Genomic DNA, 26,612 nt, shown 5'->3' on the forward strand with positions numbered 1-26,612 from the left:
GCCAGATCGAGAGAGCCGTCCTTTTGGGGCGGCTCTTTTTGTTTCAGACCGCCAAACCGGACTTCAGCACTGCGTCAATATGGCGTCTGTTATCCCACGACACCCATGCATACCTGTGCCCGCAGAAGTTCGCGTCAACAACTCGATGGAGACGACAATGGACATAAGCTGGGCAAATTTCTTTCCTCTGGTGTTCTTCCCCTTCAAAATCATCGTGCTGGGCATCGGCATGTTCTTTGCCATCAAATGGCACCACGACGAGGCCAAACGGCGGGCAGCGGAGGCCGCAGAGCAATAGGGGCGTTTGAACGGCAACCTATCGCAAGAACGTCGTGCGCGCCTGCGTCCCTCTAGGCCACAGCAGGCACCATTTTAAAAATGAGTTCCGGGCTTTTTGATGAGACGGCTCCGCCATTCCAATCGCCAAACGCCGCTGACACGGTAAATCCGTTGCGGCGCGCGGCGGCCTGAACCGCGTCGAAGGTTGGAAACTTAAGCGTGGAGCGTGAACGACCCGCAGCACGGCCGTCGCCAAAGACATAGCTTTCGTCAAAGGTCACATACTCGCCGTCCACCGCGCTGACCTCGTGAAACACTTGCACAGTTTGACCTTCGGCGAAGGTAACAGCAGGTGACGCCTGCTTTGGGGTCCATCGCAGCCACGGCTTTGCGGCGGGATTGCGTGTCTCGAACCAGAATACACCATTCTCTTTCAGGATGGTTTTCACAGAAATAAACAGATCATCGACTTCTTCGTCTGAGAGCAGGCATTGGAAGGCGTGGCCGGTCATAATAGCTGCATCACACCACCCACGTTCCGCGGCATCGGTCGCCTGCCCTGTGATCCATCGCACAGCGTCGGCCCTGTCTTTGGCCATGGCGTAGGCAATCATTGCGGGTGCTGGGTCGACAGCGGTGACATCATGCCCAAGTCCTGCAAGCTCAATAGCAAAGGTCCCGGTGCCACATCCAATGTCGAGAATACGTGACGGGGCGTTGGGCAACCGGCTGCGATAGAACTCAAAATCGCTGCGCCCGCTATTTAGAGCGTCATAAACAGCGACCAGAGCGGGATCTATGTAGAGAGCATCCATGCGGGCATATTAACCGCTGTTGATGGACCTCCAAGGCTTCAACTTATGCACCGTTGGAGATTTTGCGCTTTGCCTTTGGCAAAGCGCCCGGGGGCGCGCCCGAGCCTGCGGCTCAGGCGCGCCCCTCCCTCAGATCAACGGTTGACCAAATAATTCCTTGCGCCGATCAGGCCGAAGTTTGGCTGATGGTACAGGTGCAAAGGCAGTTCCTGACGCCAGCCGGTATGGCGGCCACCTGCGTTGAAGGCCGCAACAAAGGCCTCATCAAACATCCACGGGTTCGCCGCTGCCACGCCGCCGGTCACAAACACGCCGCCCTTGGCCGCGAAGACGAGGCCGAGGTCCCCGGCGACACCGGCCAAATACCGCGCGAAGAGTTCAACTGCGCGCATCGCTGCAGTGTCGAGCTTGGCCTTGGCGGCCTCAAAGATATCTGCCCCATTGTCCAGCGGCGCGGTCAAATCCATAGATTTTGCAACCGCACGGTAAAACAACGGCAGGCCGGTGCCCGACAGGATCGCCTCGGCTTCCACAATCAGGCCCTCGCCCATGCCCACCTCGGGCCATTCGTCCCGCATGGCTTTGAAAATCGGCACCTCTTCGGGCGTGCGCGGGCCTAGCGCCACATGGCCGCCCTCACCCGGAACCACGCAAGGCACATCGCCTGCCCAGACCAGCGCGCCAACGCCAAGGCCGGTGCCGGGGCCAAGGATCAGGCAGGGGTCTTTCGGAAATTCTGCCTTACCCTGCAGGGTGGTCACATCCTCGGGGCCAACGGTCGCCAACGACCAGGCTGCGGCCTCAAAATCATTCAATACTTTGACGGATGCGCCGGCCAGAGCCTGCGACAGAGAGGTCTCAGAAAAACTTTGATTGTCGGCATTTGTCAGCTGAACTGCGCCGTCTTTGACCACGCCCGCAGCAGCAATCACGGCACGGGCAGGCATGGAACCACGGCTGTTTGCGAATTGCACACAGGCCGCTTCGAGCGTCATCTCGCCCTTGGTTTGGAACCGCTCCTGCGTCAGGATCTCCCCCTCGGCGGAGACCTCGGCCAGACGCATATTTGTGCCGCCTACATCGGCGATCAGGTTCCACATGTCATTCTCCATCAACTGCGCACGCGGTGTGCCCCCGCGATCTTGGCCTGCTTTTGACATGGGCGCGCAGCACCGTGCAAGAGCGGCTTCGCGCGAATGTTAGCGCAATCGGCGCTATTTTCGCACTGTTTTTGAGGATTTCCGCTCAGCTCAGCCGCAAAACCGGTTCGAAGTGATGCATGTTCTCAAAGGTGCAGAATTCCACCGGTCCAAGTGGGATCTCAGCCAGCGCTGCCCCATGTGCTGCAAAGGCCGCATCAGAGGCTGCGATCACCGCCTTCGCCTCTGCTGCAGTCATCCAGCGCAGCGGATAACCCAACGTGATGTGAAAAGTATAAGTGTCAAACCCGTGCGGGTGCAAACCCGTCGCATCCCGCAGGGCCATGCGCGCACCGCGCAGGCGCGCCTCGGCTGCGGCATCCTTGCCCTCCAGCGTCACCGAATGGCCTGCGTGCAGGCCACGGGCGGTGGGCGTGAGATGCTGGGGGACACTTACGTCCTGCAGGCGGGACAGGAATTCCTTGGTCACCTCATCCCGGCTGAGGTCTCGCGGCAGGCCTACGGGCCAGACCGGATCGTCAGGAGAAATGCCCTGAAAGACGGTCATGTGGAAGCTTGCCGGTGGCAGCCAGCTGAACAATGCGCCGACATCGCTGGCCCTCATCGCATCCTGCATCGCACAAAGCGCCGCATGCGGATCGCTGTTTTTGGCGATATGGCAAATGAAGGTATTGCCCGGCCAATGTTGCACCGCGCCATCATGGGTGAACTTGCCGCCCTGCCCCGGCTCTGAAATCGCGCGCGGCACAGGGTGGTCCGACAGCTGGCCGGTCAGAAATTCAAAAGGGTCGTCGCGAAAGATGGCCATGGTGTGCTCCGGGGGGGTCTGCCCTTTGTCCATAGCTATCTTTCGCGACAGTTCCTTGACGGATCAACCCTTTACAGCCCCTCCGGTGAGGCCCGCGACAATGTAGCGTTGGGCCGCCAGAAAGAAGATCAGCGCCGGCACCAGTGTCAGCGTCACAAAGGCCAGGATCTTGTTCCATTCCACGATGAATTCGCCCCGGTATTGCATCATGCCCAAGGTCCAGGGAAACGACGCGCTGTCATTCAGAACGATCAACGGCAACAGGTAGTTGTTCCACGAAGTCACAAAGACAAACACAGCCACCGTGCCAAGGATCGGCGTGGACAGCGGCAGGGTAAAGCGGAAGAAAAACCCGATGTAGGAGATCCCATCGATCCGCGCTGCCTCGAACAGTTCACGCGGCAACTGGTCAAAGAAGGTTTTGAACAGCAGCACCGAGAACCCCAGCCCAAAGGCCGCTTGCGGCAGGATTACGCCCCATGGGGTGTCCAACAGACCCAGATCGCGGATCTTGATGAACAGGGGCACAACCGCTGCCGCCAGCGGGAACATCATGCCAAGGAGGAGGTAGGACATGATGTAGTCAGAACCGAAAAATTTTATATGCGAGAACACATAGGCCGCCATGGCACCGGTCATCAGGGTGATGAAAACCGTCAAAAGCGCAATGAACAGCGAATTCCACATATAGCTCCAGAAGTTGGGGTTCCCCAGCACATCGCCGTAAAACTCAAACCGCCAGACCTCTGGCAGGGAAAACGGGGCGAGGCGCAGCTCACCTGATGTTTTGAACCCGCCTAGGAAGGTTGCTGCCAGCGGGAACAGGATGGTGGCCGCGACCACCAGAAGGATGGCAATACGCGCAGTGTCGCGCCAATCAAAGGTCCGCATGCTCAGGTCTCCTTCATGGCGGTGTTGCGATAGACCACAGCGAAGGCAACCGTGATCAGGAACAGGACAATCCCCACGGCAGAGCCAAAGCCGACTTTGAGCCGGGTGAGCCCGAAGGTGTAGAGATAGCTGACAATTGTGTGGGTCGAATTGGACGGCCCGCCATTTGTCAGCGGCACGATCAGGTCAAACAGCTGTAGGGAACCGATCACCGCAAAGAACACCGACACCGCAATTGCGGGTTTCAGCAGCGGCAGTTTCACAAACCAGGTGATTTGCCCCGGTTTTGCGCCGTCAATGCGCGCGGCCTCGGTCAGGTCTTCGGGAATGCCCTGAAGGGCGGCGATAAAGATCATCATATGGAAGCCAAAGAATTTCCAGACCACTACAAACAGAACCACAGGGAAGGCCCATGTGCGGTCCGACAGCGGGAAGAACGGCTCCCCCCCCAAGGCCTGCGAGGCCATGGCCGCAACCCCATAGTCGCCATCAAAGATAAAGGACCAAATCAGACCGGTCGCGACCTCCGCCAGGATATAGGGCGCAAAGAAGATCAGTCGAAAGACCGTGTTTGACCAGGTTTTGCGGTAGATCAGCAGTGCCATCGACATGGCCAGCGGGATCTGCAGCAGGCAGGAGGCCACGATCACCCAGACCGTATTCATCAGCGACTGATGAAAGGCCGAGTGCTTCTGCAGGATCTCAAAGTTGCGCATGCCGACCCATTCAGTTGGATCGCCGTAGCCGGACCATTTGTAACCCGCATAGCCAGCCGCTTCGATCAGCGGCAGGGTCACAAACAGGGTGAACAACAACAGCGCAGGCGGCAGGAACACCAGAACGGTTACAAGCCGCCCATCGGAGAGCGCGCGTTTGAGCGCCGAGGGGCGCCCCTGCGCAGGTGAAATGATGTTATTTGTCTCAGCCACAGCCATCACGCTGCCCCCAAGCTTTGGCCATTTGCATCAAAGATGCGCAGGCAACCGGGACGCGGGCTGAGGGTGATTTCAGATCCGCGCTGCAGCGGATGCGACCCATCAAGGCGCACCACAACCCGGCCTGCCTCGGCCGACTGCACATGGGCGATGGTATCGGCGCCAAGGTATTCCGCATGCACGACCTCGCCCGACACAATCGGGTTGTCGCTGCTGATTTCCAGATGTTCGGGGCGCACGCCCACCTTGTCACCGCCGAAACGGGCCGCAGTAGCGCCATTCAGCAGGTTCATCTTCGGCATGCCGATAAACTCGGCCACGAAGGTGTTTTCCGGCGTGTTATACAGGTCAAGCGGCGCACCGACCTGCTGCACCTCGCCCTTTTTCAGCACCACGATCTGATCCGCCATGGTCATGGCTTCGACCTGGTCGTGGGTCACATAGATCATCGTCGCGCCGAGCTTTTCATGCAATTCAGCCAGTTCGACCCGCATCTGCGCCCGAAGGGCCGCATCAAGATTGGACAATGGTTCGTCAAACAGGAACACTTTGGGCTGACGCACAATCGCGCGGCCAATGGCGACACGCTGGCGCTGACCACCGGACAGGGCCTTGGGCTTGCGATCCAGATAATCCTCGAGCTGAAGGATCGCGGCGGCCTCTTTGACGCGCGTTCTGATCTCGTCCTTCGGCGTCTTGGCCAGTTTCAGCGCAAAGCCAATGTTATCCGCCACGGACATATGCGGATAAAGCGCATAGGACTGGAACACCATGGCGATGCCGCGTTTTGCAGGGTCCGCGTCGGTGACATCTTCGCCGCCAATGGTGATCTGGCCCGAGGTAACCTCTTCCAGACCGGCGACCATCCGCAACAGCGTGGATTTACCACAGCCCGAGGGGCCAACGAGCACAGAAAAGCTCTTGTCTGGGATGGTCAAATCGAGCGGCGGGATCACCTCGACCCCGCCATAGCTCTTGGTCAGATTGTTCAGGCGCACTTCGGCCATGGCTCAGTTCCCCCCTTGGGTATTTTCAGGCGTGCGGTAGGTGAAGCTGGAGAAGTCAGCCGTTGCCCCCTGCCCGGTGATGTCTTGAGCGGCCATTCCCAGGAAACAGCCGGTAAAGTTTGCATGCTCCCCGCGCCCGCCTTCGTCCGACAGGATCGCGGCATCCAGCGCAGGGCCAATGTCCTGCCAGTCGTTTTGCCCGTCCATACGGCAACGAAACTGCAGGCTGCCGTAGCGGATCGTCAGGGACAGCCAAACTGGCCCCTCTGGCAACGCAATGCCATCGCCAATGGGATAGGTCAGACTGGCTTCGGGCCAGTCGCCAGCACAGCATTGAATGCCCAGACGGCGCGCGCCTGCGTCATCGCAGGAAATGTTGAGATAGTAGAACTGGTGGCGACCATAATACGCCACAAGCCCCGCCATATGTTGAAAATCAACCGGTTCAAAATCGACCAAGACCTCGGCTTCGACATGGTGTTCAGTCTGGCGGCGGGCGACCAGCGCCTGTTCAAACCAGGACCCGATGCTTTCGCGGCCAATCAGACGCAGCCAGCCGGGACGCGCCTGCAAATCAAAGATCCGGTCGGGTTCCGGCGTGCGCAGCCACTGGAAATCCTGCGGCAGATCGCCCGGTTCGAAACGCGTGACACTTTCGGCGGGCAGTGGTCTTGCCGTGCCGCCAAAGGCGGGGGTCTGTTCGGGGACCATGCCGCCGCCCCGGCGGTAGAGCCAGCCATCTTCGGCCCACTCCAAAAGTTCAATTCCGCTTTCGCGCCCCAGCGGGGAATGCCGCCCAGCCCCGGTATCGGGCAATGGCCGGGTACACAGGAAAGAATGGACCATTGTTCCGGGTTCCGGCCCTTCGCAGGGCTGGCCGTGGCCGGTGCGTTGCAGCGGGTTTTCCGGCGCGTCCTTGGCGCTCAGCACGTGCCAGTTGGGATGCAGTTCATAAGGGCCATCAATCGCATCGGCGCGGGCATGGGTCACGGCGTGATTGTAGCCGGTGCCGCCTTCGGCCGTGATCAGGTAATACCTCCCCTCGCGTTTGAACAGATGCGGTGCCTCGGTGTAGCCCAAGGGCGAGCGATGGAAGATCTGTTTGACCGGGCCAACCAGCTTGCGGGCCTCAACATCATATTCCTGCAGCACCACACCGCCAAAGAAATCAAGCGGCAGATCACGGTGCTCCATCGTGGCGCGGTGGTCCCAGCGCATATTGACCAGCCATTTGCGGCCGTCATCATCGTGAAACAGCGACGGATCAAAGCCCGAGGCGTTCAGATACACGGGATCGGACCAGGGCCCATTGATCGTCGGCGCGGTCACCATGTAATTCGGGGTATCTTTGTAGTTGCCATCATAGCGGCGGACATTGGTGTAGACCAACCAGAACAGCCCATCCGCATAGGACAAGGCCGGGGCCCAAACACCGCAGCTGTCGGGGTTGCCGCGCATGTCCAATTGCGCCGCACGCGTCAGTGGCCGCGAGACCAATTCCCAATTCGCAAGATCACGCGAGTGGTGGATTTGCACGCCCGGATACCATTCAAAGGTCGAGGTGGCCATGTAGTAGTCATTGCCGACACGGCACAGCGACGGGTCCGGGTTAAAGCCACGCAGGACAGGGTTTTGAAAGGGCATTATTGCCTCCGGGATCGGTTGGGTCTGGCGGATAGAGGGGGGCTCCGGCCCACAGGATTGGGTGCAGGCCGGAGCAGTTTGCCGGGAGGTTGGCGCTCCCAGCGGGAGGAGTTCTTATTGGAACATACGCGCTTCTTCTACGCGCTCTGCGGCTTCTTGCGGGGTGGTCGCCCCCGAGGCCAGATCCGCGCTGACGTCATTCACAGTGCCGCCAACGCTGGCACCCAGCGCCTGATCCAGGAACAGCTGGTGATAGGAGGACCCCGCCAGGTTTTCAGAGATCTGCTTGAAGAAGGGGTTCGCAACCTCGCCAGAGGAGCCTTTGGCCACAGGAATCCAGAAGCCTTCAGCCCCCGCCTGGGTCTGATTTTCCTGATTCAGCATAAAGCAAAGGAAATCCACCGCCGCGGGATCTGCGTCTTTGGTCACCAGCCAGCCGTTCACACCGCCAAAGGTCGCCGAGGCATCGCCCGCGCCGCCTTCCACCATCGGGAAAGAGATCAGCCCGGTCTGTGCGTCGGTCAGGCCATTGCCCGAGGTAGAGCCGCCCTTGGAGGCCAGATAGTCCCAGTTGCCCATAATGTGGAACAGGCCCTTGCCGTCACCAAACAGGCCGGTCGCCTTGTCATAGCCAGCATCCATATAACCGGGCTGGAAGGGCTCCATCGCGGCCAGACGCTCCAGCTGTTTGCCCACTTCAACAAAGCCTTCGCCTGCAAAACCGCCATTTTCACCAGCGGCTGCGGCCTGAATGCCATCCGCGCCAACAATGCGCAGCGCCAGCATGGAATAGATAAAGTGCAGCGGCCACTTGTCCTTGCCGCCGACAACCAGCGGGGTGACACCAGCGCCTTTGGCGGTTTCCAGCGCGGCCAGGAACTCTTCCCAGGTTTTGATGGCTGTCGGGTCAATGCCTGCTTTTGCGGCCAGTTCGGTGTTGTACCAGACCACAACTTCGGCCGCATACATGGCCATGCCGTGCTGTCTGCCATCAAAGGCAAACGCGCCAAGGGACGCGTCGGAATGCGCCGCCTTGCATTCGAGACTCATCAGCGGGCCAATGTCTTCCAGAACGCCTGCTTTGGCTTGTTCATAAAAGAGCCCCCCACCCCAGCTGAAGAAGATGTCAGGCCGCGCATTGGACTGCAGCAGTGTCGGCAGACGCGTCTTAAAGCTTTCGTCGTCCTGATATTCGATCACAATATCCACGCCGGGGTTGGCAGCCTCATAAGCGGCCTCGATCGCGGCGAAATAGGGCTTTTCCCCTTCGGAGTTGGTGTTGATCGACAGCATCTTCACCTCGGTCGCCATGGCGGCGGTGGCGGTGCTTGCCAGCAAAAGGCCCCCTAAGGCCCGTTTCATCTGCGTTTTCATCATGTTCCTCCCAATGATGGTTTGTCCAAAGTTCCGATTGAGCCCGACCTCCTCCGGTCAGGGCAGGTTGTCGCGCAGAAACACATCGATCCCGATGTTTTCCTGAGCGTCGTTAAAGGGGTCGCCAAAAGCGCTGGCGGTGAGCTTGCGTACGGCAGAGCGGGCGATATGGCCCACGTCCTGACCGATCACCGCATCGAGACAGCCATCTTCCAGCGCATGGCGCGTGGCCAGCGACAGCTCGTGCGCAATCACCACCGGGCGCGGCACGGGCCGCATTTCGCGCAGGGCGGCAAAGATGCCCGAACTGCCGCTTGAAATTGCATAGATCCCGACAACGCGTTTCTGGTCACGCAGCAGGTCGATGGTGATGGAGTGGTTTTTCGCAGCAATAGAGTTGCCCTCCACCGCCGAGAGAATGCGCAGGTCGCGGTGCTCGGCCCCCAAGACCTGCCGAAAACCCATCTGCCGTTCCACGTGGTCGCGGATCTGCATATTGCCGGTTATAATGGCGATCTCGCCCGAAACACCGCGCAGGAATTTTCCCATCAGGCGGCCCGCAGTGCGACCTGCGGCCATATTGTCGATGCCAACAAAGCTGACACGGCGCGAGGACGGCACATCCGACACCAACGTCACCACAGGCACGCCGCGTGCCATGCAATCATCAATCGCGGACCGCACGCCAGGCGCATCCACCGCAAAAAGTCCGACGCCCTGATAGTCACGGGCTTTGACCTTTGACAGGGCTTCAATGATCTCGGTTCCCGAGATCAGAGGAATACGTTTGATTTCGACCATGACCTCAACATCCGGCACCGCGTCATGGGCCTGTTTGAGGTCTTCAATCATCTGCGTGACAAAACCCGTGGTCAGCTGCGGCAGCAGGAACAATAGCTTAATGCGGCCACGCACTTTGCGTGACAGGCGGGCTGGCAATTGGCGAAAGCCCAATTCATGGATCGCCTCTTTGACGCGTTGCCGCGCGCGAGAGCTTACCCCTTCCCGTTCATGCAGAACTCTGTCCACGGTCGCGACGCTTACATTTGCTAGCGTCGCGACGTCTTTCATCGTCGCTTTAGCCATGGTTCCTCCCGTCTTTATTCTGGCGCTGAGGGCGCTCAGAAGACCATGACCGATTGAGGACTTATCTGCACGCCATTGATGTATTCCGATCAATTTAACGAGGCCGTGATGATGGGATTAAATCATTTTTCCATTATGACCCGAATCCTCCCACGCAAAGAAAAACCCCCGAACCAACGGCCGGGGGTCTGTCTGTTCTTCGGTTTCCACCGCGCGAAAAGTGGCGAAACCTGCGTTTGGTCCTGCCTCGTCAGCCGGTGCCCTGGAGCCAATCGTCATCGTCACCCGCCGCGTCAAAGCCCGCTTCAAACGCGTCCAGTCCGTCACTCTGGGTGGACGGCCCGGCGCCACCGCCATCGCCCACAATATGCGCCCGATCCCCGTCGGTCTGGAATTCCGACACCATATGCGCCAGCTTGGTAGAGTCGCTGTTCAGCAAATGCCCCGCTGCGGTGGCTTGTTCCACCATAGCTGCATTCTGCTGGGTCACCTGATCCAGCTGTGTCATCCCGGTGTTGATCTCGTACAGACCGGTGGACTGTTCTTCGGCGCCATTGGCGATTTCAGACACCAGTTCAGCAATATGGTTCACGCGGGTCATAATCGACTGCAGCGCTTCGCCCGCCTGTCCCACAAGTTCCACACCGCTTTCTACCTGCTTGGAGCTGGACGAAATCAGGGTCTTGATCTCCATCGCCGCATCCGAAGAACGCTGCGCCAAGGCGCGCACTTCGCTGGCGACCACGGCAAAGCCACGGCCCGCTTCACCGGCACGGGCGGCTTCGACACCGGCGTTCAGGGCCAAGAGGTTGGTTTGGAACGCAATGTCGTCAATCACAGAGATGATCTGCGAAATATGGTTCGAGCTCTGCTCAATCTCGGTCATCGCGGCAACCGCGTTCTGCACCACCTGACCGCTGGCTTCCGCCTCGGTGCGTGCGGTGTCCACGGTGCGTTCTACGTCCCGTGCGCCTTCGGCGGCAGATTTCACACTGGCGGTCAGCTCGTCCAGAGCGGCTGCGGTTTGCTCCAGCGTCGCAGCCTGCGCTTCGGTGCGATGCGACAGGTCATCAGAGGCCTGACTGATTTCAGACGCGCCGCCCTGCATGGAGGCCGCCGCTTCGACCACCTGCACCATGGTCTGGTTCAGCGTATCGATGGTGACATTGAAGTCCGCGCGCAGCTGCTCGTAGCCTTCGGCCAGCGGCTGTTCGATCCGCGCCGTCAGATCCCCCCGGCTGAGGCTGGACAGCCCCGAGGCCAGCGCCGCCACAGCAGCATCCTGTGCCTCTTGACGCGCACGGCGCTCTTCTTCGGCCAGACGGGTCATTTCTTCTTTCTCGACCAGACCATCGCGGAAAATCGACAGCGAACGTGCAATGCTTGCGATCTCAAGGCTCGCGCGTTCGAACCCGGTCACCGGGCTGCGGTCGCCTTCAGCCAGACGTTCGGTTGCAGCACTGATTTTCTGCAGCGGGCGGGCAATCCACAGCTGGGTCAGGATCATTGCTACAACAAACACCCCGGCCGCACCAGCCATAATGGCGAGCATATTCAGTTCGGCAGTGATGATCTCGCCGGTGATGTTCTGCGCCATAGCGGTGATCTCGGCCTGTACAGTCGTGTTCAGATCCGCAGCCAGAAGGGCAATGGTCAGAACCGCCGCTTCGGTTGCATCCGTGGCAGCCAGCGCCCCCGCTTCCGCGTCCAACGTGGCGATCTTCAGGGCGACCAGCCCGCTGTTCTCATCGGTCAGACGTGCAATCTGAGTGATCGAGGAAAACAGCGCACCGTCCCCAAATTCCGAATATTTGGACAGGGTATTGGAAGCCGCGACAAGGCCTTCCGCCGCCAGGTTGACCTCTTCCATATCGGTGGCTGTGACAACCCCCAGGGCGCCGACCTGAAACTGGCTGATCGCGCTGTTCACATCCAGAAGCGTGGTCAGGAATTTGACTTCGCCTTCCAACAGCGCGCGGATTTCCTTGCGGTTGGTAGAGTTCACCATCTGAGCGCCGATCATGAGTTCGAGACCCATATTGTCGATGGCGCCCGAAATGGCCCCATCAGCACTGTTGCGGGCCTCGATCGCGGCGCGGCGCAGGCTTTCTGAGGGGAACAGGCTCTGTTTGACAACCGAAGACAGCACTTCGCCCGCATCGCGCAGGATTGTGGTGTCCAGCATGGTCTGGCCGCTTTCTTCCATGCGACGCACCAGCGCATCCAATTTCCAGATCGAATTGTCCGCGATCTTCTGCAGGGTCGCAGACATGCCTGCGTCTTTGGTCAGCCCCAGCGCAATCGCGGTGCCTGACAGCAGGTTCACCTCGGCACGGGCTTCCAGCAGGTTCTGCATCAACTCAAAATCTTCGTCGATCAGGCGCGACATGCTCTGATCAATGGTCTCAACAGCCGCGTCACCGCCTTTGGTCAGATTGGCATAGGCCTGTTCCGACATCTGACGCATTTTCTCCTGCACGTACTCGCTTGTCATCTGCAGGTCCGAAATCAGAATGCTGATCGCCTCTTCGCTGCGCAGAAGCGTGCCACGGGCAGAGGCCAGCTTGTCCAATGCCGATTGCGCGTCCAGAACCGCCTGTTCGAACTCAGGACGTTTGGACTCGTCCAGTTCCGCAACATGGGCCTGCAGCGCGGTTGTTGTCTCCTCTGCCTCGGCTCGGATGGCGCTCAGCGCAAAACTGTCCTGCACCTTCATCAAAGAGATCAGATTGTTTTTGGTTTTGGTCGCAGCCGAGGTGATGGCAGAGCTGACCTCAAGACGCGGCAATTGTTCGTCCGTCAGACCGGTCATATCGGTTGAGATCCGTTCGAACACCAAGAACACCATGAACCCCACCGCAGCCGACGTCGCAGCCATTGCCAGAAGGATCATCGCGATTTTGGTGCGGATACTGGAAAAAAGGCGGAAACGGCGTTTGACCGAAGTCTTTGGAGATTTGGGCATCAGGTCACCTGGTTTGCGACAACCTCTCACTCCAGCTGGCAAGCCACAGCCAGAAGAAAGGCGCTTGAATTAATAATCTCCATAAAGTTGGGTTCAGCCCATTTAACATTGGGTGAAGAGAAGCCGCATTTGATGCCGCAAAACACCACTTTCTTGGCGTGAAAGCATCAAAATTTCTTGAATTCTGGCCCCAATCGCCGATTCCGGTCCTTTTCAAAAGACGAAAGTTGCTTTGCCAGCGACACCGCCCTGTTAGCGTCGTCACAAACTGCAAGGGACGGGGCGTGTGATTCTTTGCCCCCTTCCCTAGCGTCGCAGGACACCTAACAGGCCATAAAAAAATCCGGCAGACCTAAGCCTGCCGGATAATTGTAACATTTCAGATGTTGGATTTACTGAAGCTTGCCCCAGAACAGTTCCAAGTGACGGGCCATGATCTCATCAAAGCGGCCGCTTTCGCGCAGCTTCTTAAGACCGGCATTCACACGGTAAAGATGTGATGTGCCGCGCCAATGGGTTTTGGAAATGATCACGTGAAGGCCAATCTCGGAAAAAGGCTTCTCCAACGGCTGCACCTGATCGCGCAGGTCTTCCAGCAGCAGGGTTTCCGCCCCCACAAAGAGGTTGAGCAAGGCGGCATCTGCCTCGCCTCTCGCAACCGCATGCAGGCAGGACGCCGCCCCACCACCAGGCTGCACAAGGGTGATTTTGCTGTCCCGCACCCAGCGGCGTTCGGGGCTGTCCAGATCGCCACTGTAAAAACCGGCCGGGACGCAGATGGTTTTGCCCAGCACATCCGCATCGGTCTGATAGCTCATGCCACCGTTGACCTTTGAAAAGAACATCATCGGGACACTTACGATCGGGTCCGTGAAATGAAAGTTCACACAGCGGGCATTGGTGGGGTCTGCCTCGCAGTCCGGCTTGGCCCAGGGAAAGCCCATATCGGTCTCTTTCCCGGAAATCATCGAGTAATGCTTACCCCAGTCATCTTCCCAGGTGATGGCATAGCTGACCGGTGACGGCGCCAGCTCAAGTGCGGCGTTTACCAGCTCTGTCACCATGCCCTGCCCGGGCAGGTTCCGCCCCACAAAAGGTTCATAGTGATCGCCGGTCAGCAGTTTAAGATCCGCCGTCTCTTTCAGCAGAGGCGTCGCATCGGCCTCGACCTCATTCGGCGGGCAAGGAATGTGCAGACTGCGCCCCGGCACGGCTGACGGCCCCGCCAGTTTGTCCTGGTTGCGATAGTAGATCAGCGTCCAACGGTTGCGGTCGCCGTAATGCTTGTCTGCAATAGAGAACAGATTGTCCCCGGGCTGCACCACATAGTCCACATTACAGATCGCAAAGGCAGAGGTCGGGGCCAGCCCGAAGGCAGCCCCCAGACCCATCACAGCGGCCAAGGCCGGGCGGCGCAGCGCCGCAGGAAGCAGAGACGTGAGCGAAATAGCCATACTCCCCCCCTTAGAAACCAGCCCAGACGCGGGCCAAGTGGTCTTCGACGATTGCCTGATACTTGCCGTTCTCACGGATGCCACGCAGACCATCATTGACCATCGCCAGCAGCGCGTCTGCCTGCGGGTGGGTTTTGTGAACCACAGCGTGCAGCGGCTGGATCGAAACCGGCTGCGGCACAACCTGAATACGGTCAGAAATGCCCATTTCCTTCATTTTGTCACGACCGGTGAATTCGTTCAGCACAACCGCATCCGCTTCCCCCTCGAGAACCATCTCGAAGCAATCAGCCGGGGTCGACGGCACCAGAACTTCGATCTTGCCGTCTGTCATCCAGTTGCGGCCGTTCTCGTTGAAGATAGAGGTGTCATACCCCTGCGGGCGGCAGATTTTCAGGCCAAAGATGTCCTCATCGTTTTCAAAGGTCACCGGGCGCGAAGCGTCCGCAAACATCAGAGCAAGGATTTCAAAGATCGGGTCGGAAAAACGGAAGTTCTGGCAACGATCATTGTCGGGCAGCGCTTCACAATTCGGGCGATACCAGGGGAACCCGACGTCCAGCAGCGCGTTTGCCAGCAGCGGATCGTCATGCGCGGTCCAGAGGTCAACCCAATGGATTGCATAGCCCTGCTGCGGGTTAGCTTCGGCCATGGCGACGTTGATCACATCAACCAGCATGCCACCATTGTGCAGCTCTTTGCCGGTAAAGGGCTGGAAGTCATCACCGGTCAGCAGGTTCACTTTTTGACGCACAGAGGCATTGCCTGCAGTGATCTGAACCGGCTGCGCAGCAACAGGTTCGGCAGTGATCGCGCGCCCACCCGGCAGCCCCGTCGGCAAGCCGTTCAGACAGGCCAGTTTCAGCTTCATGCCGACCTGGATGGCCGAGGGCTTGGGACCGATCTGATCAAGGTTGCCATTGTGGATCACCGACCACATGCCCGCATCTTTGTATTGCGCATCCGCAATCACCGAGAGGCTGTCGCCCGGCTGAACGGTGTAAATACCACCGCAGGTGTCGGCTGCCGCACCGGTGGCGGTGAAAGCCGACAGCCCAAAGGCAGCGGCTACAACGAGGTTCTTCATGACTTCCCCCTGAAGGTTCTTTTTGTCGTGCTATTTATGATCCACCCGAGGCGCGCGAACTTGTCTGGCAGGACAAGGACACGTCGCCCCAGATGCTGAGACTATTTGTGAAGTGAGTGGGCGTGCGGCTCTGGCCTTATTGCGCGATGAACAGGCTAAGGATGGATTGCGTGTCCACGCGGCCAGTGCCATCGATCAGGCCCGCAGGCACGGCGATTTCACCTTTGGCATAGGCATCGTTAACCAGCTGATCAATGTATCCTTCGGACTGGCCTTGCGAAACTGCGGTCACCACCATGCTGTAAAGTGCGGACACCGCGGCCTCATCCGCTGCGGATTGCGCGGCCGTGGGGGCTGCGGCATCAGCAGTGCCCTGTCCGCGCAGAGCGGCAAGCGTGCCCGCCGTCATTTTGGCGATCATTTTATCGCTGTCGGACATCTCTTCCACGGCTGGGGTCGCCGTTTCGGCCGCCACAGGTGCAGCAGCAGCCACAACCGGCTCCGCCGCTTTGGGTTTGACGGTTGTAATGTCCACGGGGCTCGTCACTGGTTTCACCGGAGCCGCGTCTGCAGCTGTGGTTGAGCCTGTGGCTTGCGCCTCAGTGTCTGATCCGCCGCCCATCTGCAGGGCGACAACACCCAGACCGACGACCAATGCGCCAACCGCGGCCACCACCATCAACGGGCGGTTGCTTTTCTGTTCCGGTGCAGTCTTTGCCGGTGACCCAGGGTGTTGCACCGCTTTGGGCGACTGCTGGATCTTTGCCTGTTTCGGGAACGGCAGAGCCGCACCGTCGGAGGCCGGCTTGGCCCCGGCTTTGGAGGCCTGACCGCCCTGAGCCGGAACGGCCGCAAGCGGTGTTGCTGATTTGACCTGCGGCGCTTTATTGCGCTCCACCGCGACGCTCTGGACATTGGCAGATGCCCCAGAGGTCTGGCCTTTGACCGCCACTTTCAAATTACCAGAGGCCGAGATTGCCTCGATTTTGGTGGTTTTACTTTGCGGTTTTTCGTTGATCGCGTTTTCCACGATTTTTGGTTTTTTCTGCTGCATCAATGCCCCCCCGGAATGTGACTTGTCACAGTTCTAAACGCCAAATAGAAACTCTTTGAATTTAGTAACCATTTGTTAACTATCGGTCCGATGCCTGTCAACATATTGTGGGATTCTAACAAGTTCCCCATAGGATATCTGCCATAGCTCGCAGCATTAGTTAACAAAGCCCTAACAATCCAAAGGGTTACCCGCTGCACGCTGCGCGTTCTGGGGGCTTTCCTCGCTTTGGTGCGATATTTCCGGGTCAATATGACAGAAAATCAGCGCAAATCCTGAGGGGCTCGCCCCGAGAATTGCGCTAAATGCAGCGGCTGACCGATGGGTTTCTGCCCGGCGGCCAAATCATATGACGCAAAGGGCGCGACAGCCGCTGCCCCACCTGCAAACAAGCCCATTCGGCGCGACCCAAACCGGGAAACCGCATTTTCCACAGCCGCCGTTGGTGCAACGCCTGCTGTAGACGGCCCTGCGGCAGGGGCCATGGCCCCCGCAGCCCAAACAAATGCGCCAGCATCAACAATTGCAGATCCAGCGCCAATGCAAACCGTGGATGGGCGGCCTTGGCCCGCAACCACGCCCAGTCAAGCGGCGCGTCTTCCTCCTGCATTTGCGCGGCCAGAACCAGCAAATAGCGCAGATTGCTGGCCCCGCTGATCAAGGCCGTGTGGTGCAGCATGTCGTGGCTGATATTGATCAAGAACCGCAAGCTTGCATCTGGCACCCACATGCGCGCGCCATCCCGTGTAACCAGCTGTAGACGTGAAGGCGCGCCCAGACCGCCGCTCGGCGGCAAGTTCCAGTCCTCTTCGTCCAGAAGCACGGAAATTCGACGTGGCAGGCTTGCGTGCATATCGAGGCTGGCAACAGCCCCCTGACGCCAGAAACTGCCCGGAGAATGCGCATCTTCGCTGTCCTCCAGAGCTGCAAAACCCATCTCGGCCAGCACCTCTTGCCCTTTGGCCAGATCCTCCGGGGCAAGGATCATATCAATGTCAATCATCACCCGTGGAAAGCCCGCGGGGTCCGACCGGGCAGCCATATCAGAGGCCCCTTTGATCAGTGCAGGCACAATCCCCGCGGCGTTCAAGGCTGCGACCACCTCGCAGGTAAGCGTCCACATTTGCCGGTTGCGGCTGCGGGTCGCGGTTTCGAGTGTTTCAAGGTAGGCCTCGGCATCGGCATCCGCCTGCACGTCGCTTGCGGCAAGGCTGCGACTGAGAAAGGCCGCCACGAAATGCTCATTTGCAGTGTTGACCAGTTCGAACCAATCCAAATTGCCGCTAAAGTCGCCATTGAGGCAGGCCGCCAGCCGTTCTGTCGCAGAGCGCCCCATTACGCCCCCTGCGCCCATTCTGGAAACTGGTCATCTGGCATCGGCTCCTGATCTCCCCTGTCCGCCAACGCCATGAGGGTCGACACGGCTGGGTCCAGATCACTGTAGCGAAACGCAAAGCAATGCGCCTTGTCCAGACAGGCCGCAAGGGCGCGGAACTCCGCCGGGTCGAGCTCTTCCGTGCCGGACCAAGAGGCCGCAATCATGCGCGACAGCACCTCCGGCACGTCAAGAGGCGTCACCTCTGGCTGCGCGACCGGGCCCGGCACACGGTCCAGAAAAACCACCCATCTTACTGGCAGCGCGGCAGAGGCAATATCCCCCTCCCCACCAGAGAGCGGCAGATACCGCACATGCTGCGCGTCCGGGCGCAGGTAACTGCGGGCCGCTTCTATCTGGCCCGCCAGTGGCCACCCCTCATTTGACGTATCCTGCCCCGAAAACAGGGCCCAGGAACCGGTTTTCAAAGTCGCCGGAAAAGGCACGGCCTGCACGGCACCATCCCACCCCAACAGCGCAAGGTCATCCCCACACAGGTGGCAGCCCGCACGGGCCAATGACATCGCCAAGGTGCTTTTCCCCGCTCCGGGGTCGCCAACAATCAACATGGCAGCGGGTGCCTGTGTTGCGGTCCGCACCGCAACCACAGCGGCATGCAGCAACAGAGGGTCGATAAGATCGAGGAGCACATCGGTCAGCGCCAACTTCAAAAGCGGCGCCACCGCATCCGCACGCCCCAGGCGCGGGTCGCCCCCGCGCGCAGCCACACAGCCGCCGTCCTTATGGCGGGAAACCGTGATCCAGGCCTCTGTTGGTGTGGCGCCTTCGAGCCACGCGGCCTCTGGCACAGTGACATGCGCGTAGATCGGCGCAAGTTCTTGGAAAAATTCATCATCCGAATAGCAGAGACCAATTCTGAAACCCGCCATGTCAAGGATCTGAACATGCGCAACGGCACAGTCTTCGCCCCCAACCTGCAGCGGCTCCAGCGCGCCCGCGACGGTGAGATCTTCAAGGGTCGGATCCGGCAACACCGCAGAGCCCGCATTCCGATACACGCCACACTGAAGGCGTGGCCAAACGGCTGCCACCTCCGCGCTGAGGGCTAAGAGGGACTGTTTCTCGGGAAGAAATAGATAGGACACGCCTTTTATTGCCGTCAATTCGGCATGCGGCGCAGGAACAAGAAGGGTCTGCATGAACAGCCTCGACCAAGATCAAAGAATACCAAAACCAGATTAGACAGAATTCAAAACGCGCAACGAGACCCGGCTTCGCACCACCGGATCCCGTCGTTCATTGGTGACGTCAATCAGGCTCTGTACTTCCGACGCTTGCGCTTCACGATTCTGCGGATTTTCTTGATCTTCTTCTTGCGGCGTTTGCTGTGGCCGCCCCCGGAGCGCATGAAGTTCGATGCATCGGCATCTTTGGTGGTCGACAGCAGCACAACAAGCGCGGCCGGCGTGGCGGCTGCGAATCTGCCAGCCTTGGCCAAAAGGGCGCGCCGCTCTGGGGAATCTGGTTTATCTATGAGGTCTTTATCGTGTTCGGACACTGGGAAATCCTCCAATCATTAACCATAATACTTTGCGAAACTTTCACAAAAACATCAAGGTCACATACAACCCAAACGGGAGCCACTCCAGTTTCGGGAACGCTAACACGGGCTTAAGGCCATGCAAAAAAACATTTTTTTATTCCCATAACGAATTCTTGTGCCACCCTATAGGGGCGCGACGAAAACTGTGGTATTCAATTGATTAATATTGGCATGGTTCGCCAATTTTTGTTCCCGGATTGTCCGGTTTGTTTGTTTAAGTGGTGTACGTGGTTTCATGGTGAACAAAGTGAGGGCCGGCACTGTCGGCGCCAGCGTCCGCAATGTCGGATGGGCCTACGCGTCTTTTTTCTGCACCAAGGGGCTGAATCTGGCCTCTGTTGTCATTCTCGCTTGGTATTTGGACCCGGCGGAATTCGGCGTTATGGCAATTTGCCTTGCGGTAATGAGTTATCTCGAAATCATCTCGCAGTTTGGCATGGGGTCGGCGCTCATCTCCGCTCAGGAGAAGATCGAGGAAACCGCCTCCGCCGTGTTCATTGGCGGGCTGACGTTCTCCCTGTTGTTACTCGCCCTGTTATGGCTCACCGCCGCACCAGTGGCCGCTTGGTACGGTGACGCACAGCTGGCGGACCTGCTGCCGATCATTGGCTTTGCGCTGGTGGTACATGCGCTGACCACGGTGAATACCAGCTTTCTGTACCGCGAACTGAAGCTCAAACAGAAGCTTCTGCCTGACACGGCCAAGGGCCTGTGCAAAGGGGTGGTGGCCATCACACTGGCCCTGCTAGGGTTTGGCGTGTGGTCTCTGGTTCTGGGCCATTTGGCCGGTGCGGTTGCCGCCACGCTTGTGACGTGGTGGGTGCGCCCCTGGTGGCCCAGCAAATGGCCAGACCTTGCAACCTTCCGCTATATCTTTGGCTTTGGCGGCCACCTAATCGGGGCGCAGACCATCAATGCAACGCCGCGCCTGCTGGACAATCTGCTGGTGGGCAAAATCCTTGGCATGCAGGCGCTGGGGATCTATTCGCTGGCGTTCCGCATTCCCGAACTTGGCATCAAGAGCTTTACCAATGTGGTGGGGTCGGTGCTGCATCCGGTGATGTCCCGCCTGCAGTCGGATCGGGCAGAGCTTGTGGCCTATTACTATGGGGCACTGAAGTATTCGGCCCTGTTGATGTTTGGCGCGGGCGCTGGCATCGCGGTGATGGCAGAACCCATGGTGCATCTGCTGTACCCGCCAAAATGGTACCCGATGATCGAGATCATGCAGCTGATCGCCGTCGCCTTTGCCATTGGAACGATCAATATGGTTCCGGGCAATGTGTTCAAGGCGCTCAACCGCACCGATCTGATGTTCAAGGTTTCGCTGATCAACCTGCCGTTCTTCCTGATCCTGCTGTGGCTTGCTGTGCCGCATGGGATTGTGGCCGTGGCAATGGTGCAGCTGGCGCTGGCGGTGATCCGGTTTGTGCCGAACTACCTGCTGCTGCGCCGGGCGATCGACATCACCGCCCGCAGTACATTTGCCGCGCTATTGCCCGGCGCAGTCAGCGCCCTGTCCGGCGCGGCCGCCGGCTTGGTGATCCTGCATTCTGGTCTTAGCGCCGAAAGCGCATTATCGCGCCTGCTGTTCACCGCCCTTGCCTTTACGCTGGCCTATCTGTGCGTTGCAGCACTCACCGCGCCAGAGGCCACAAGCGCGATCCTAAAGCGTCTGAGCCGTAGGTTCAGCAAATCCAACAAACCCCCAAAAGGATCACCCGCCCCCCAGTCACCCTCCTCGAACCGCGCGAAGGCGGCGCGAAACTGATGGGGGCGGCTGGGCTGCAGAAAACACAAAAGGCGGGCATCGCCGGCCCGCCTTCTGCTTCTGTTTTATGTCTGCGCCAAGGCCACCCTCATCCCGAGGCCGACCGCATGGCGCGGCGCGCCTTAGGCCAGCAGCGCGTCTGCGAACAGCTCAATGCTGTCGATCCGCAGCGGCTCGCCACCATCGGCATAGCCCTGCAGGACAATGGCGTCACCGGCGGCGATCTGGATGTCCTCGATCACGTGGCGGGCCAGGCTGTCCTTGGAGGCCAGGTTCTGTTCGGTTTCGGCGTTCCAGGTCCAGGCATCCACGACCTCGCCGCCAACGACAACCTCGAGGAAGCTGGCGCCATCGGCCTCATCAAAGTAATCGATCGCGATGTCATAGATGCCGGTCTCACCTTCAAAGAAGGTCGACGCAGTGCCTTCGCCACCGCCTTTGACGCGGATCACGTCACCACCAGAGGCATGACCGTTGGATTCAATCCGGAAGCCATCCTCGAGCAGCAGAGATTCTGCTTCGATCTTGATCGGGTCAATATCGACACCGCTTTCAAAGGTGTCTTCACCCATGACTTCACCAACCAGCTGCGGACGCAGGTCAACATAATCCACACGCAGCGGCTCTTTGCCCTGGCCTTTGCCAACAAGGGTGACGGTGTCGCCTTCGTTGATCTCAACCCCCTCAATAACCCGCTCAGTCAGGGTTTTGTTGTTTGCCAGATCAGACCCGAGGTCCTTGTTCCACTTCCAAGAGTCGACAGCCTTGCCGTTCACCAGCACCGAAAGCTCGGCTTTGCCGTCGTTTTCATCGAAGTAACCGATCACAAGATCATAGGTGCCACTGGCGCCATCAAAGGCCAGCTCGGCCTCCCCTGCTTTGGTGCCTTTGACCTGCAGGACATCATCACCAGAAGCTGCGTTGTTGCTGGACTCAAAGAAGCCCTCGATGATTTTGAAATCTTCGGCTTCAACCCGCATCGCAGAGCCAGAAGAGCCAGTGCCGGAAGAGCCAGAGCCAGCGGACCCAGAAGACCCGGTGTCGTCGGACGACCCGCTGTCGGAGACACCACCTGCGCCAGTGTCAGAGCCGCCGGACCCTGTGTCGGTCGGCGTCTCAACCGGTGCCGTGGCAACATCACCGTCGATCAAACCGTTGATGTAGTCTTCGATATTGGAAATACCGTCACCATCCGCATCGCCGTGAGCGTCGAATTTGTTCGGGTTGGTACCCATGGTCTTTTCAACCGCATCCGGGATACCGTCTTTGTCGCTGTCCTTCGGCGCGGCGACGTTTTTGCCAAAGTCGTAACCGCCAACCTGATCCGGGCTGTCGATAATGCGCCCTGTGCCATCTTTGACAGACTGGATGATCCGCTCGTCCACGTCGTTCAGCTCCGGGTAGCGCGCACCGGCGTTGGACAGAACATGGTCCACCACCTGCGACGACGGCAGGACGGTCACATTGCTCGGCTCGAACACATATTTGTTTTTGATTTTGGACGTCGCGCCACCGTCAACTTCGGCGATGTTGTCTTCGAGGTAGTAAGCGGTGCCGGCCTCAGGGGATTTCAGCTGGATCGCCGCGCGACCCGCCGAGTCCTTACCCGCAATATAAGCGTTGCCGATGATATGCGCGGTGGTGCCTTCGTGGCCAAGCAAGCCATTGGGGCCGTAGTTGTAGACAACGTTGTTGATGAACTCGATCTGCTTGGAGTCATCCTTTACGGTCATATTGCGGAATTCATTGTGCGCAATCAGGTTGCCAACAATGGTGACATTCTCTGCGCCATCACCAACCAGCAGACCCATGGAGTGGTCGCCTTTGGAGTGAATAGAGCTCTGCAGAGCTTCGGCCATAATGTTGTTGGAAATGGTGACGTTCTGGGCGCCGTACCAGACAGTGACCAGCTCATCGATGGACCAGCTGAAGGAGTTGCTGTCAACGATCACGTTTTTAACGGTGTGAGAGCTGGACCCGATGGACAGACCATCGCGGTTGTCGGGGGTGTCACCATCGCCGTCGCCGGGACGGAACTGCATGCCGCGAACGATGACGTTGTCCTCGACGATGCGCAGCTTCGCACCTGTGACTGTGACACCATTGGGCGAGGTCTGACCAGCGATGGTCACATCGCCATTCACCTTGATCATATCCTTGAGGTTGATCTCACCGCTGACGTCAAAAACAACGATCCGAGGACCGTCCTGTTGTTCCAGCGCCCAGCGCAAGGACCCCTTGCCGGAGTCGTTCAGGTTGGTGACATGGATGATTTCGCCGCCTCGACCGCCGGTGGTTTCAGCGCCAAAGCCTTCTGCACCGGCGAAGGCAAGGTCTGCTGCGTTGGTGGTGGTGCTCATGGGTTATCCTTTTCTCGATACTGGCGGTTTTATCCGCCCGGCCTCCTGGCCTCGACTTTGACACGGGTCTTCTGCCCGCCAAGTCGCTCGTTGGGTTTCGCGTTCGGTTTTACGGTCGCTTATGCGTATGTAAGTGCGTTCGGGTTGGTGTTTCGGTTTGTGTATTCGTCTGTGGTTTCGGGTTTCGCGTTCGGGGTTGCGTTCATCCAATCGCCACCACGCAGTTGGTTTGCTGCGCCGCGGCTTCCGGAGTGCGTCCTACACTTCATCCAAGAGATTTGGAAATTACTAATCAGCGGAATTAGACCACAGTTGGGCGGAACCTTGCCACTTTGTGCCAGATTCACGGTTTCGGGGGCAAAACTGAGCGAAATCGCGCTTTTTGTCGGCAATACGCTGCCAGATTTACGATATGTGATCACATTTTTCACCAGTGAGAGGTTGGCACAAATGTACAAAAACAAAAGTTTTGAAAACTTCACCCTAGGTCAACAGCCGTCGCTGCGCCCGACTCAAAGGGGGCTGTCATGAGCAAGATTCGAATTTTGGCCCTGACCAAATCGACCGGCGGGATCGCGTTTTACAACAAAATGCTGTTGTCGGCCTTGGACGCCGAGTTGTTCGAAAGCCACACCATCTGCTTTTCCGAAAACGCCGAAACCTATGCCGCTGGTCTGCGCGAGGCAGGGCTGAGTGCTGAAACCTGTGCAATGGACCGCTATCGGATTAATCCGGGTGGGGATCTGCGGGCGCTGCAACATGTCCGTCGTGTCGCAAAAGAGCGCCAAGCCGACATTCTGATCTGCCATGGCAGCAAAGCGGGCTTCATTGGGCGCGCGGTTGGGCTCTTGGACGGGATCCCGGCAATCTATCGTCAGGCCTCCATGCCGTTCCTGCGTCGTGTGCAGGGAAAGAAGGCCCCTTATTATTGGCTGCTCGAACATCTTGCCGGGCGACTGGGCGGCACGCTTGTCGCCATCACAGAACACGCACGCCGCGAAACCCGCGACCGCAATGTGGTCAAGGACCGCGCCATTCGGGTGATCCGGACAGGCATAGACACGGACCGCTTCCGCCCAAATGGCCTACGCCAAGAGGTCGCAGCGGAACTTGGGCTCGACCCGGCGCGCCCCATTGTGGGCTGGCTGGGTCGGTTTGAACCGCAAAAAGCGCCAATGGATTACGTCGAGGCCCTGCTGCAGGTCGCCCCGCGCCACCCGGATGCACAGTTTGTGATGGCCGGTGAAGGGCGCCTGCGTGGCGAGGTTGAGGCCCTGGCCACATCGGGCCAGCTACCCGCGAATGTGCAGTTGCTGCCCTGGCAAGCCGATCCCGCGCGCGCGTTTCAGGCCATGGATGTCTATGCGCTCAGCTCCCTATGGGAGGGGCTGCCGCTGACTCTGCTCGAGGCAATGGCCTGCGGCTGCGCTCCGGTTTCCACCACCGTGGACGGCTGCGCCGAAGCCATTGGCACCGACGGCGCCGGTATTTTGGTCCCGCCCGCAGACCCCGCCGCAATGGCGGTCGCGCTGGACCGGATGCTTTCGGACGCTGATTTCCGCCAAAGCTGTTCGGACGCCGCCCGCGCAAGGGTGCTGCAACTGTTTGACCGCCGCCGCATGGTCGGCGAATGGGAAGCCCTGCTGCGCGAGAAAGCACGCCCTGATGCGCATGCCTTGCCGGTTGCCCCCAAACGCGCACTGCATCCGCTGCCGGAACAGCAGGCGCAGCCGATGAAGATCTGCATGGTGATTTCTTCCTACCACCCCGTGGTGGGCGGGGCCGAAAAACAGCTGGCGCAGTTAGCGCGGCTGATGGCGGATCAGGGGCATCACCTGCGGATCATAACCCGTCGCTACCCCGGCCTTGCACCGTTCGAGGTGATCAATGGCATCGAGGTCGAGCGGATTGCCTGCTCGGGCCCCAAACCCATAGGGGCTGCGCGCTTCCTGTTTGGCGCTGCCGCCGCCATCCGCCGCTTTGGCCCGGATGTGATCCACTGCCATTCGACTTTCAGCCCAACCCTTGCCGGGCTTTTGGGGCGGATGATGACCGGACGCCCTCTGCTGGCCAAACCAATGTGCAGCGGCGAGGTCGCCTCGGTCTGCGGGAAGATGGGTGGCAGCATCCGGCAACGGGCCATGGCAACCTATGTCGATGGCTTTGCCGCGGTCAGCCGCGAGATCGAAACAGAACTGCGCGCGCATGGCATCGCGCCGCAGAAGATCCTGCCCATTCCAAATGGTGTGGACACCCGGACGTTTTCTCCCTGCCCCAATGCTGCAGAAGACAACGCAGCCAAAGCCGCACTGCGCCAAGAACTTGGTCTGCCAGCTGGCCCTTTGGTGCTTTTTGCCGGTCGGATCGCGCGGCAGAAGCGCCTGCCTTTGCTGCTCGAGGCCTGGCCGGACGTGCTGGCCGCCTGCCCCGAGGCGCGTTTGCTGATCGCAGGCGCTAACCGTCAGACTGCGGCAGGCCACAATGCAGGTAGCGGCGACGCCGACAGCGTGCCCGAAGCGCTTTTGACCCAGCCCGGCGTTATCCGGCTGGGACATGTGGATGACATGCCATCATACTTGCGGGCCGTTGATGTTTTTGCCTTGCCCTCGGACCGCGAGGGGCTCTCTAATGCGCTGCTCGAGGCCTGCGCCTCGGGGCTTGCGGTGGTGGCTTCAGACGTTGGTGGCACCGAAGATGTGATCGAGAACGGCATCAATGGGCGGCTCTTTGCTCCCGGAAATCGGGCTGCGCTGGCCCAAGCCTTGATCGATCTTGTGCAATCACCCGAAAGCTGCCGCCGGCTTGGCGCAGCCGCACGGCGCACCATGATCGCGCATTACGATATTCGCATCACCGCGCAACGGCTGCTGGCCGCTTACAGTGACCTGAAGCGACCGCCCACTCCGGAGCGGGGAACACGCGACCAGCATGCACCGCGCCACACACCGCAACATGACGGGGGAACACGCTGATGCACGCCATG

20 protein-coding genes are annotated in these 26,612 nt (G+C 59.3%); 3 read left to right on the top strand and 17 right to left on the bottom strand.

Going from position 1 to position 26,612, the window contains the following annotated elements:
* The first annotated feature begins 157 nt into the window (after positions 1-157).
* Positions 158-298: a hypothetical protein gene (locus TRM7557_RS19730; protein ID WP_110590830.1), complete on the top strand. Its 141-nt coding sequence runs from the start codon at positions 158-160 to the stop codon at positions 296-298.
* 52 nt (positions 299-350) lie between these two features.
* Here TRM7557_RS19730 and TRM7557_RS07800 read toward each other — a convergent pair whose 3' ends face one another.
* From TRM7557_RS07800 to TRM7557_RS07875, 16 genes are all read right to left on the bottom strand, one after another.
* Positions 351-1,094, bottom strand: a complete 744-nt coding sequence (locus tag TRM7557_RS07800; protein WP_058289657.1) for a class I SAM-dependent methyltransferase — start codon at positions 1,092-1,094, stop codon at positions 351-353.
* 134 nt (positions 1,095-1,228) lie between these two features.
* Entirely contained in the window at positions 1,229-2,254 is a 1,026-nt protein-coding gene (locus TRM7557_RS07805) for a glucokinase (protein WP_235811429.1), read from the bottom strand.
* An 85-nt stretch (positions 2,255-2,339) separates the two neighbouring features.
* Entirely contained in the window at positions 2,340-3,062 is a 723-nt protein-coding gene (locus TRM7557_RS07810) for a DUF1868 domain-containing protein (RefSeq protein ID WP_058289733.1), read from the bottom strand.
* Positions 3,063-3,125: 63 nt separating this feature from the next.
* Positions 3,126-3,953, bottom strand: coding sequence for a carbohydrate ABC transporter permease (locus TRM7557_RS07815; RefSeq protein WP_058289658.1), 828 nt, complete (start codon positions 3,951-3,953; stop codon positions 3,126-3,128).
* Positions 3,954-3,955: 2 nt separating this feature from the next.
* Complete coding sequence (locus tag TRM7557_RS07820; RefSeq protein ID WP_207382643.1) at positions 3,956-4,882, bottom strand: carbohydrate ABC transporter permease; 927 nt, start codon at positions 4,880-4,882, stop codon at positions 3,956-3,958.
* Between the two features lie 5 nt (positions 4,883-4,887).
* Complete coding sequence (locus TRM7557_RS07825) at positions 4,888-5,895, bottom strand: ABC transporter ATP-binding protein (protein WP_058289660.1); 1,008 nt, start codon at positions 5,893-5,895, stop codon at positions 4,888-4,890.
* Positions 5,896-5,898: 3 nt separating this feature from the next.
* A complete protein-coding gene (locus TRM7557_RS07830; protein WP_058289661.1) occupies positions 5,899-7,539 on the bottom strand; it encodes a glycoside hydrolase family 43 protein in 1,641 nt (546 codons plus the stop codon).
* A gap of 114 nt (positions 7,540-7,653) precedes the next feature.
* Complete coding sequence (locus TRM7557_RS07835) at positions 7,654-8,916, bottom strand: extracellular solute-binding protein (RefSeq protein ID WP_074941996.1); 1,263 nt, start codon at positions 8,914-8,916, stop codon at positions 7,654-7,656.
* A 54-nt stretch (positions 8,917-8,970) separates the two neighbouring features.
* On the bottom strand, positions 8,971-9,999 hold the full coding sequence (locus tag TRM7557_RS07840; protein ID WP_074941995.1) for a LacI family DNA-binding transcriptional regulator: 1,029 nt from the start codon (positions 9,997-9,999) through the stop codon (positions 8,971-8,973).
* Between the two features lie 250 nt (positions 10,000-10,249).
* Complete coding sequence (locus TRM7557_RS07845) at positions 10,250-12,964, bottom strand: methyl-accepting chemotaxis protein (protein WP_058289664.1); 2,715 nt, start codon at positions 12,962-12,964, stop codon at positions 10,250-10,252.
* A 392-nt stretch (positions 12,965-13,356) separates the two neighbouring features.
* Positions 13,357-14,418, bottom strand: coding sequence for a LysM peptidoglycan-binding domain-containing protein (locus TRM7557_RS07850; RefSeq protein WP_082626548.1), 1,062 nt, complete (start codon positions 14,416-14,418; stop codon positions 13,357-13,359).
* Between the two features lie 10 nt (positions 14,419-14,428).
* The gene (locus TRM7557_RS07855) at positions 14,429-15,505 is read right to left on the bottom strand and encodes a LysM peptidoglycan-binding domain-containing protein (RefSeq protein ID WP_058289665.1); all 1,077 of its coding nucleotides are present in this window, start codon (positions 15,503-15,505) and stop codon (positions 14,429-14,431) included.
* Between the two features lie 136 nt (positions 15,506-15,641).
* Positions 15,642-16,559, bottom strand: coding sequence for a hypothetical protein (locus TRM7557_RS07860; protein ID WP_058289666.1), 918 nt, complete (start codon positions 16,557-16,559; stop codon positions 15,642-15,644).
* Between the two features lie 301 nt (positions 16,560-16,860).
* Complete coding sequence (locus tag TRM7557_RS07865; RefSeq protein ID WP_058289667.1) at positions 16,861-17,895, bottom strand: nucleotidyltransferase family protein; 1,035 nt, start codon at positions 17,893-17,895, stop codon at positions 16,861-16,863.
* Positions 17,895-18,953, bottom strand: coding sequence for a phosphoenolpyruvate carboxykinase (ATP) (locus TRM7557_RS07870; RefSeq protein ID WP_131727528.1), 1,059 nt, complete (start codon positions 18,951-18,953; stop codon positions 17,895-17,897). The genes TRM7557_RS07865 and TRM7557_RS07870 overlap by 1 nt, the downstream gene beginning before the upstream one ends.
* 254 nt (positions 18,954-19,207) lie before the next feature.
* Entirely contained in the window at positions 19,208-19,453 is a 246-nt protein-coding gene (locus tag TRM7557_RS07875; protein ID WP_058289669.1) for a hypothetical protein, read from the bottom strand.
* A 280-nt stretch (positions 19,454-19,733) separates the two neighbouring features.
* Between TRM7557_RS07875 and TRM7557_RS07880 the strand changes: the two genes are divergently transcribed.
* Positions 19,734-21,269: a lipopolysaccharide biosynthesis protein gene (locus TRM7557_RS07880; protein WP_058289670.1), complete on the top strand. Its 1,536-nt coding sequence runs from the start codon at positions 19,734-19,736 to the stop codon at positions 21,267-21,269.
* 122 nt (positions 21,270-21,391) lie between these two features.
* On the opposite strand, the gene TRM7557_RS07885 is transcribed toward TRM7557_RS07880, so the two are convergent.
* Complete coding sequence (locus TRM7557_RS07885; protein ID WP_058289671.1) at positions 21,392-23,629, bottom strand: hypothetical protein; 2,238 nt, start codon at positions 23,627-23,629, stop codon at positions 21,392-21,394.
* Between the two features lie 527 nt (positions 23,630-24,156).
* On the opposite strand from TRM7557_RS07885, the gene TRM7557_RS07890 reads away from it, so the two are divergent.
* Positions 24,157-26,601 carry a glycosyltransferase gene (locus TRM7557_RS07890; protein WP_058289672.1) on the top strand — a complete coding sequence of 815 codons (2,445 nt, stop codon included), beginning with the start codon at positions 24,157-24,159 and terminating at the stop codon, positions 26,599-26,601.
* Positions 26,602-26,612: the final 11 nt, after the last annotated feature.

Source organism: Tritonibacter multivorans (assembly GCF_001458415.1).
Lineage (GTDB): Bacteria > Pseudomonadota > Alphaproteobacteria > Rhodobacterales > Rhodobacteraceae > Epibacterium > Epibacterium multivorans.

Coding starts and splice junctions, on each gene's coding strand:
- TRM7557_RS07805 (WP_235811429.1), bottom strand. CDS start 2,254: ATGTCAAAAGCAGGCCAAGATCGCGGGGGCACACCGCGTGCGCAGTTG.
- TRM7557_RS07855 (WP_058289665.1), bottom strand. CDS start 15,505: ATGAAGAACCTCGTTGTAGCCGCTGCCTTTGGGCTGTCGGCTTTCACC.
- TRM7557_RS07885 (WP_058289671.1), bottom strand. CDS start 23,629: ATGAGCACCACCACCAACGCAGCAGACCTTGCCTTCGCCGGTGCAGAA.
- TRM7557_RS19730 (WP_110590830.1), top strand. CDS start 158: ATGGACATAAGCTGGGCAAATTTCTTTCCTCTGGTGTTCTTCCCCTTC.
- TRM7557_RS07865 (WP_058289667.1), bottom strand. CDS start 17,895: ATGGGGCGCTCTGCGACAGAACGGCTGGCGGCCTGCCTCAATGGCGAC.
- TRM7557_RS07860 (WP_058289666.1), bottom strand. CDS start 16,559: ATGCAGCAGAAAAAACCAAAAATCGTGGAAAACGCGATCAACGAAAAA.
- TRM7557_RS07890 (WP_058289672.1), top strand. CDS start 24,157: ATGAGCAAGATTCGAATTTTGGCCCTGACCAAATCGACCGGCGGGATC.
- TRM7557_RS07835 (WP_074941996.1), bottom strand. CDS start 8,916: ATGATGAAAACGCAGATGAAACGGGCCTTAGGGGGCCTTTTGCTGGCA.
- TRM7557_RS07840 (WP_074941995.1), bottom strand. CDS start 9,999: ATGGCTAAAGCGACGATGAAAGACGTCGCGACGCTAGCAAATGTAAGC.
- TRM7557_RS07810 (WP_058289733.1), bottom strand. CDS start 3,062: ATGGCCATCTTTCGCGACGACCCTTTTGAATTTCTGACCGGCCAGCTG.
- TRM7557_RS07845 (WP_058289664.1), bottom strand. CDS start 12,964: ATGCCCAAATCTCCAAAGACTTCGGTCAAACGCCGTTTCCGCCTTTTT.
- TRM7557_RS07850 (WP_082626548.1), bottom strand. CDS start 14,418: ATGGCTATTTCGCTCACGTCTCTGCTTCCTGCGGCGCTGCGCCGCCCG.
- TRM7557_RS07880 (WP_058289670.1), top strand. CDS start 19,734: ATGGTGAACAAAGTGAGGGCCGGCACTGTCGGCGCCAGCGTCCGCAAT.
- TRM7557_RS07830 (WP_058289661.1), bottom strand. CDS start 7,539: ATGCCCTTTCAAAACCCTGTCCTGCGTGGCTTTAACCCGGACCCGTCG.
- TRM7557_RS07800 (WP_058289657.1), bottom strand. CDS start 1,094: ATGGATGCTCTCTACATAGATCCCGCTCTGGTCGCTGTTTATGACGCT.
- TRM7557_RS07815 (WP_058289658.1), bottom strand. CDS start 3,953: ATGCGGACCTTTGATTGGCGCGACACTGCGCGTATTGCCATCCTTCTG.
- TRM7557_RS07825 (WP_058289660.1), bottom strand. CDS start 5,895: ATGGCCGAAGTGCGCCTGAACAATCTGACCAAGAGCTATGGCGGGGTC.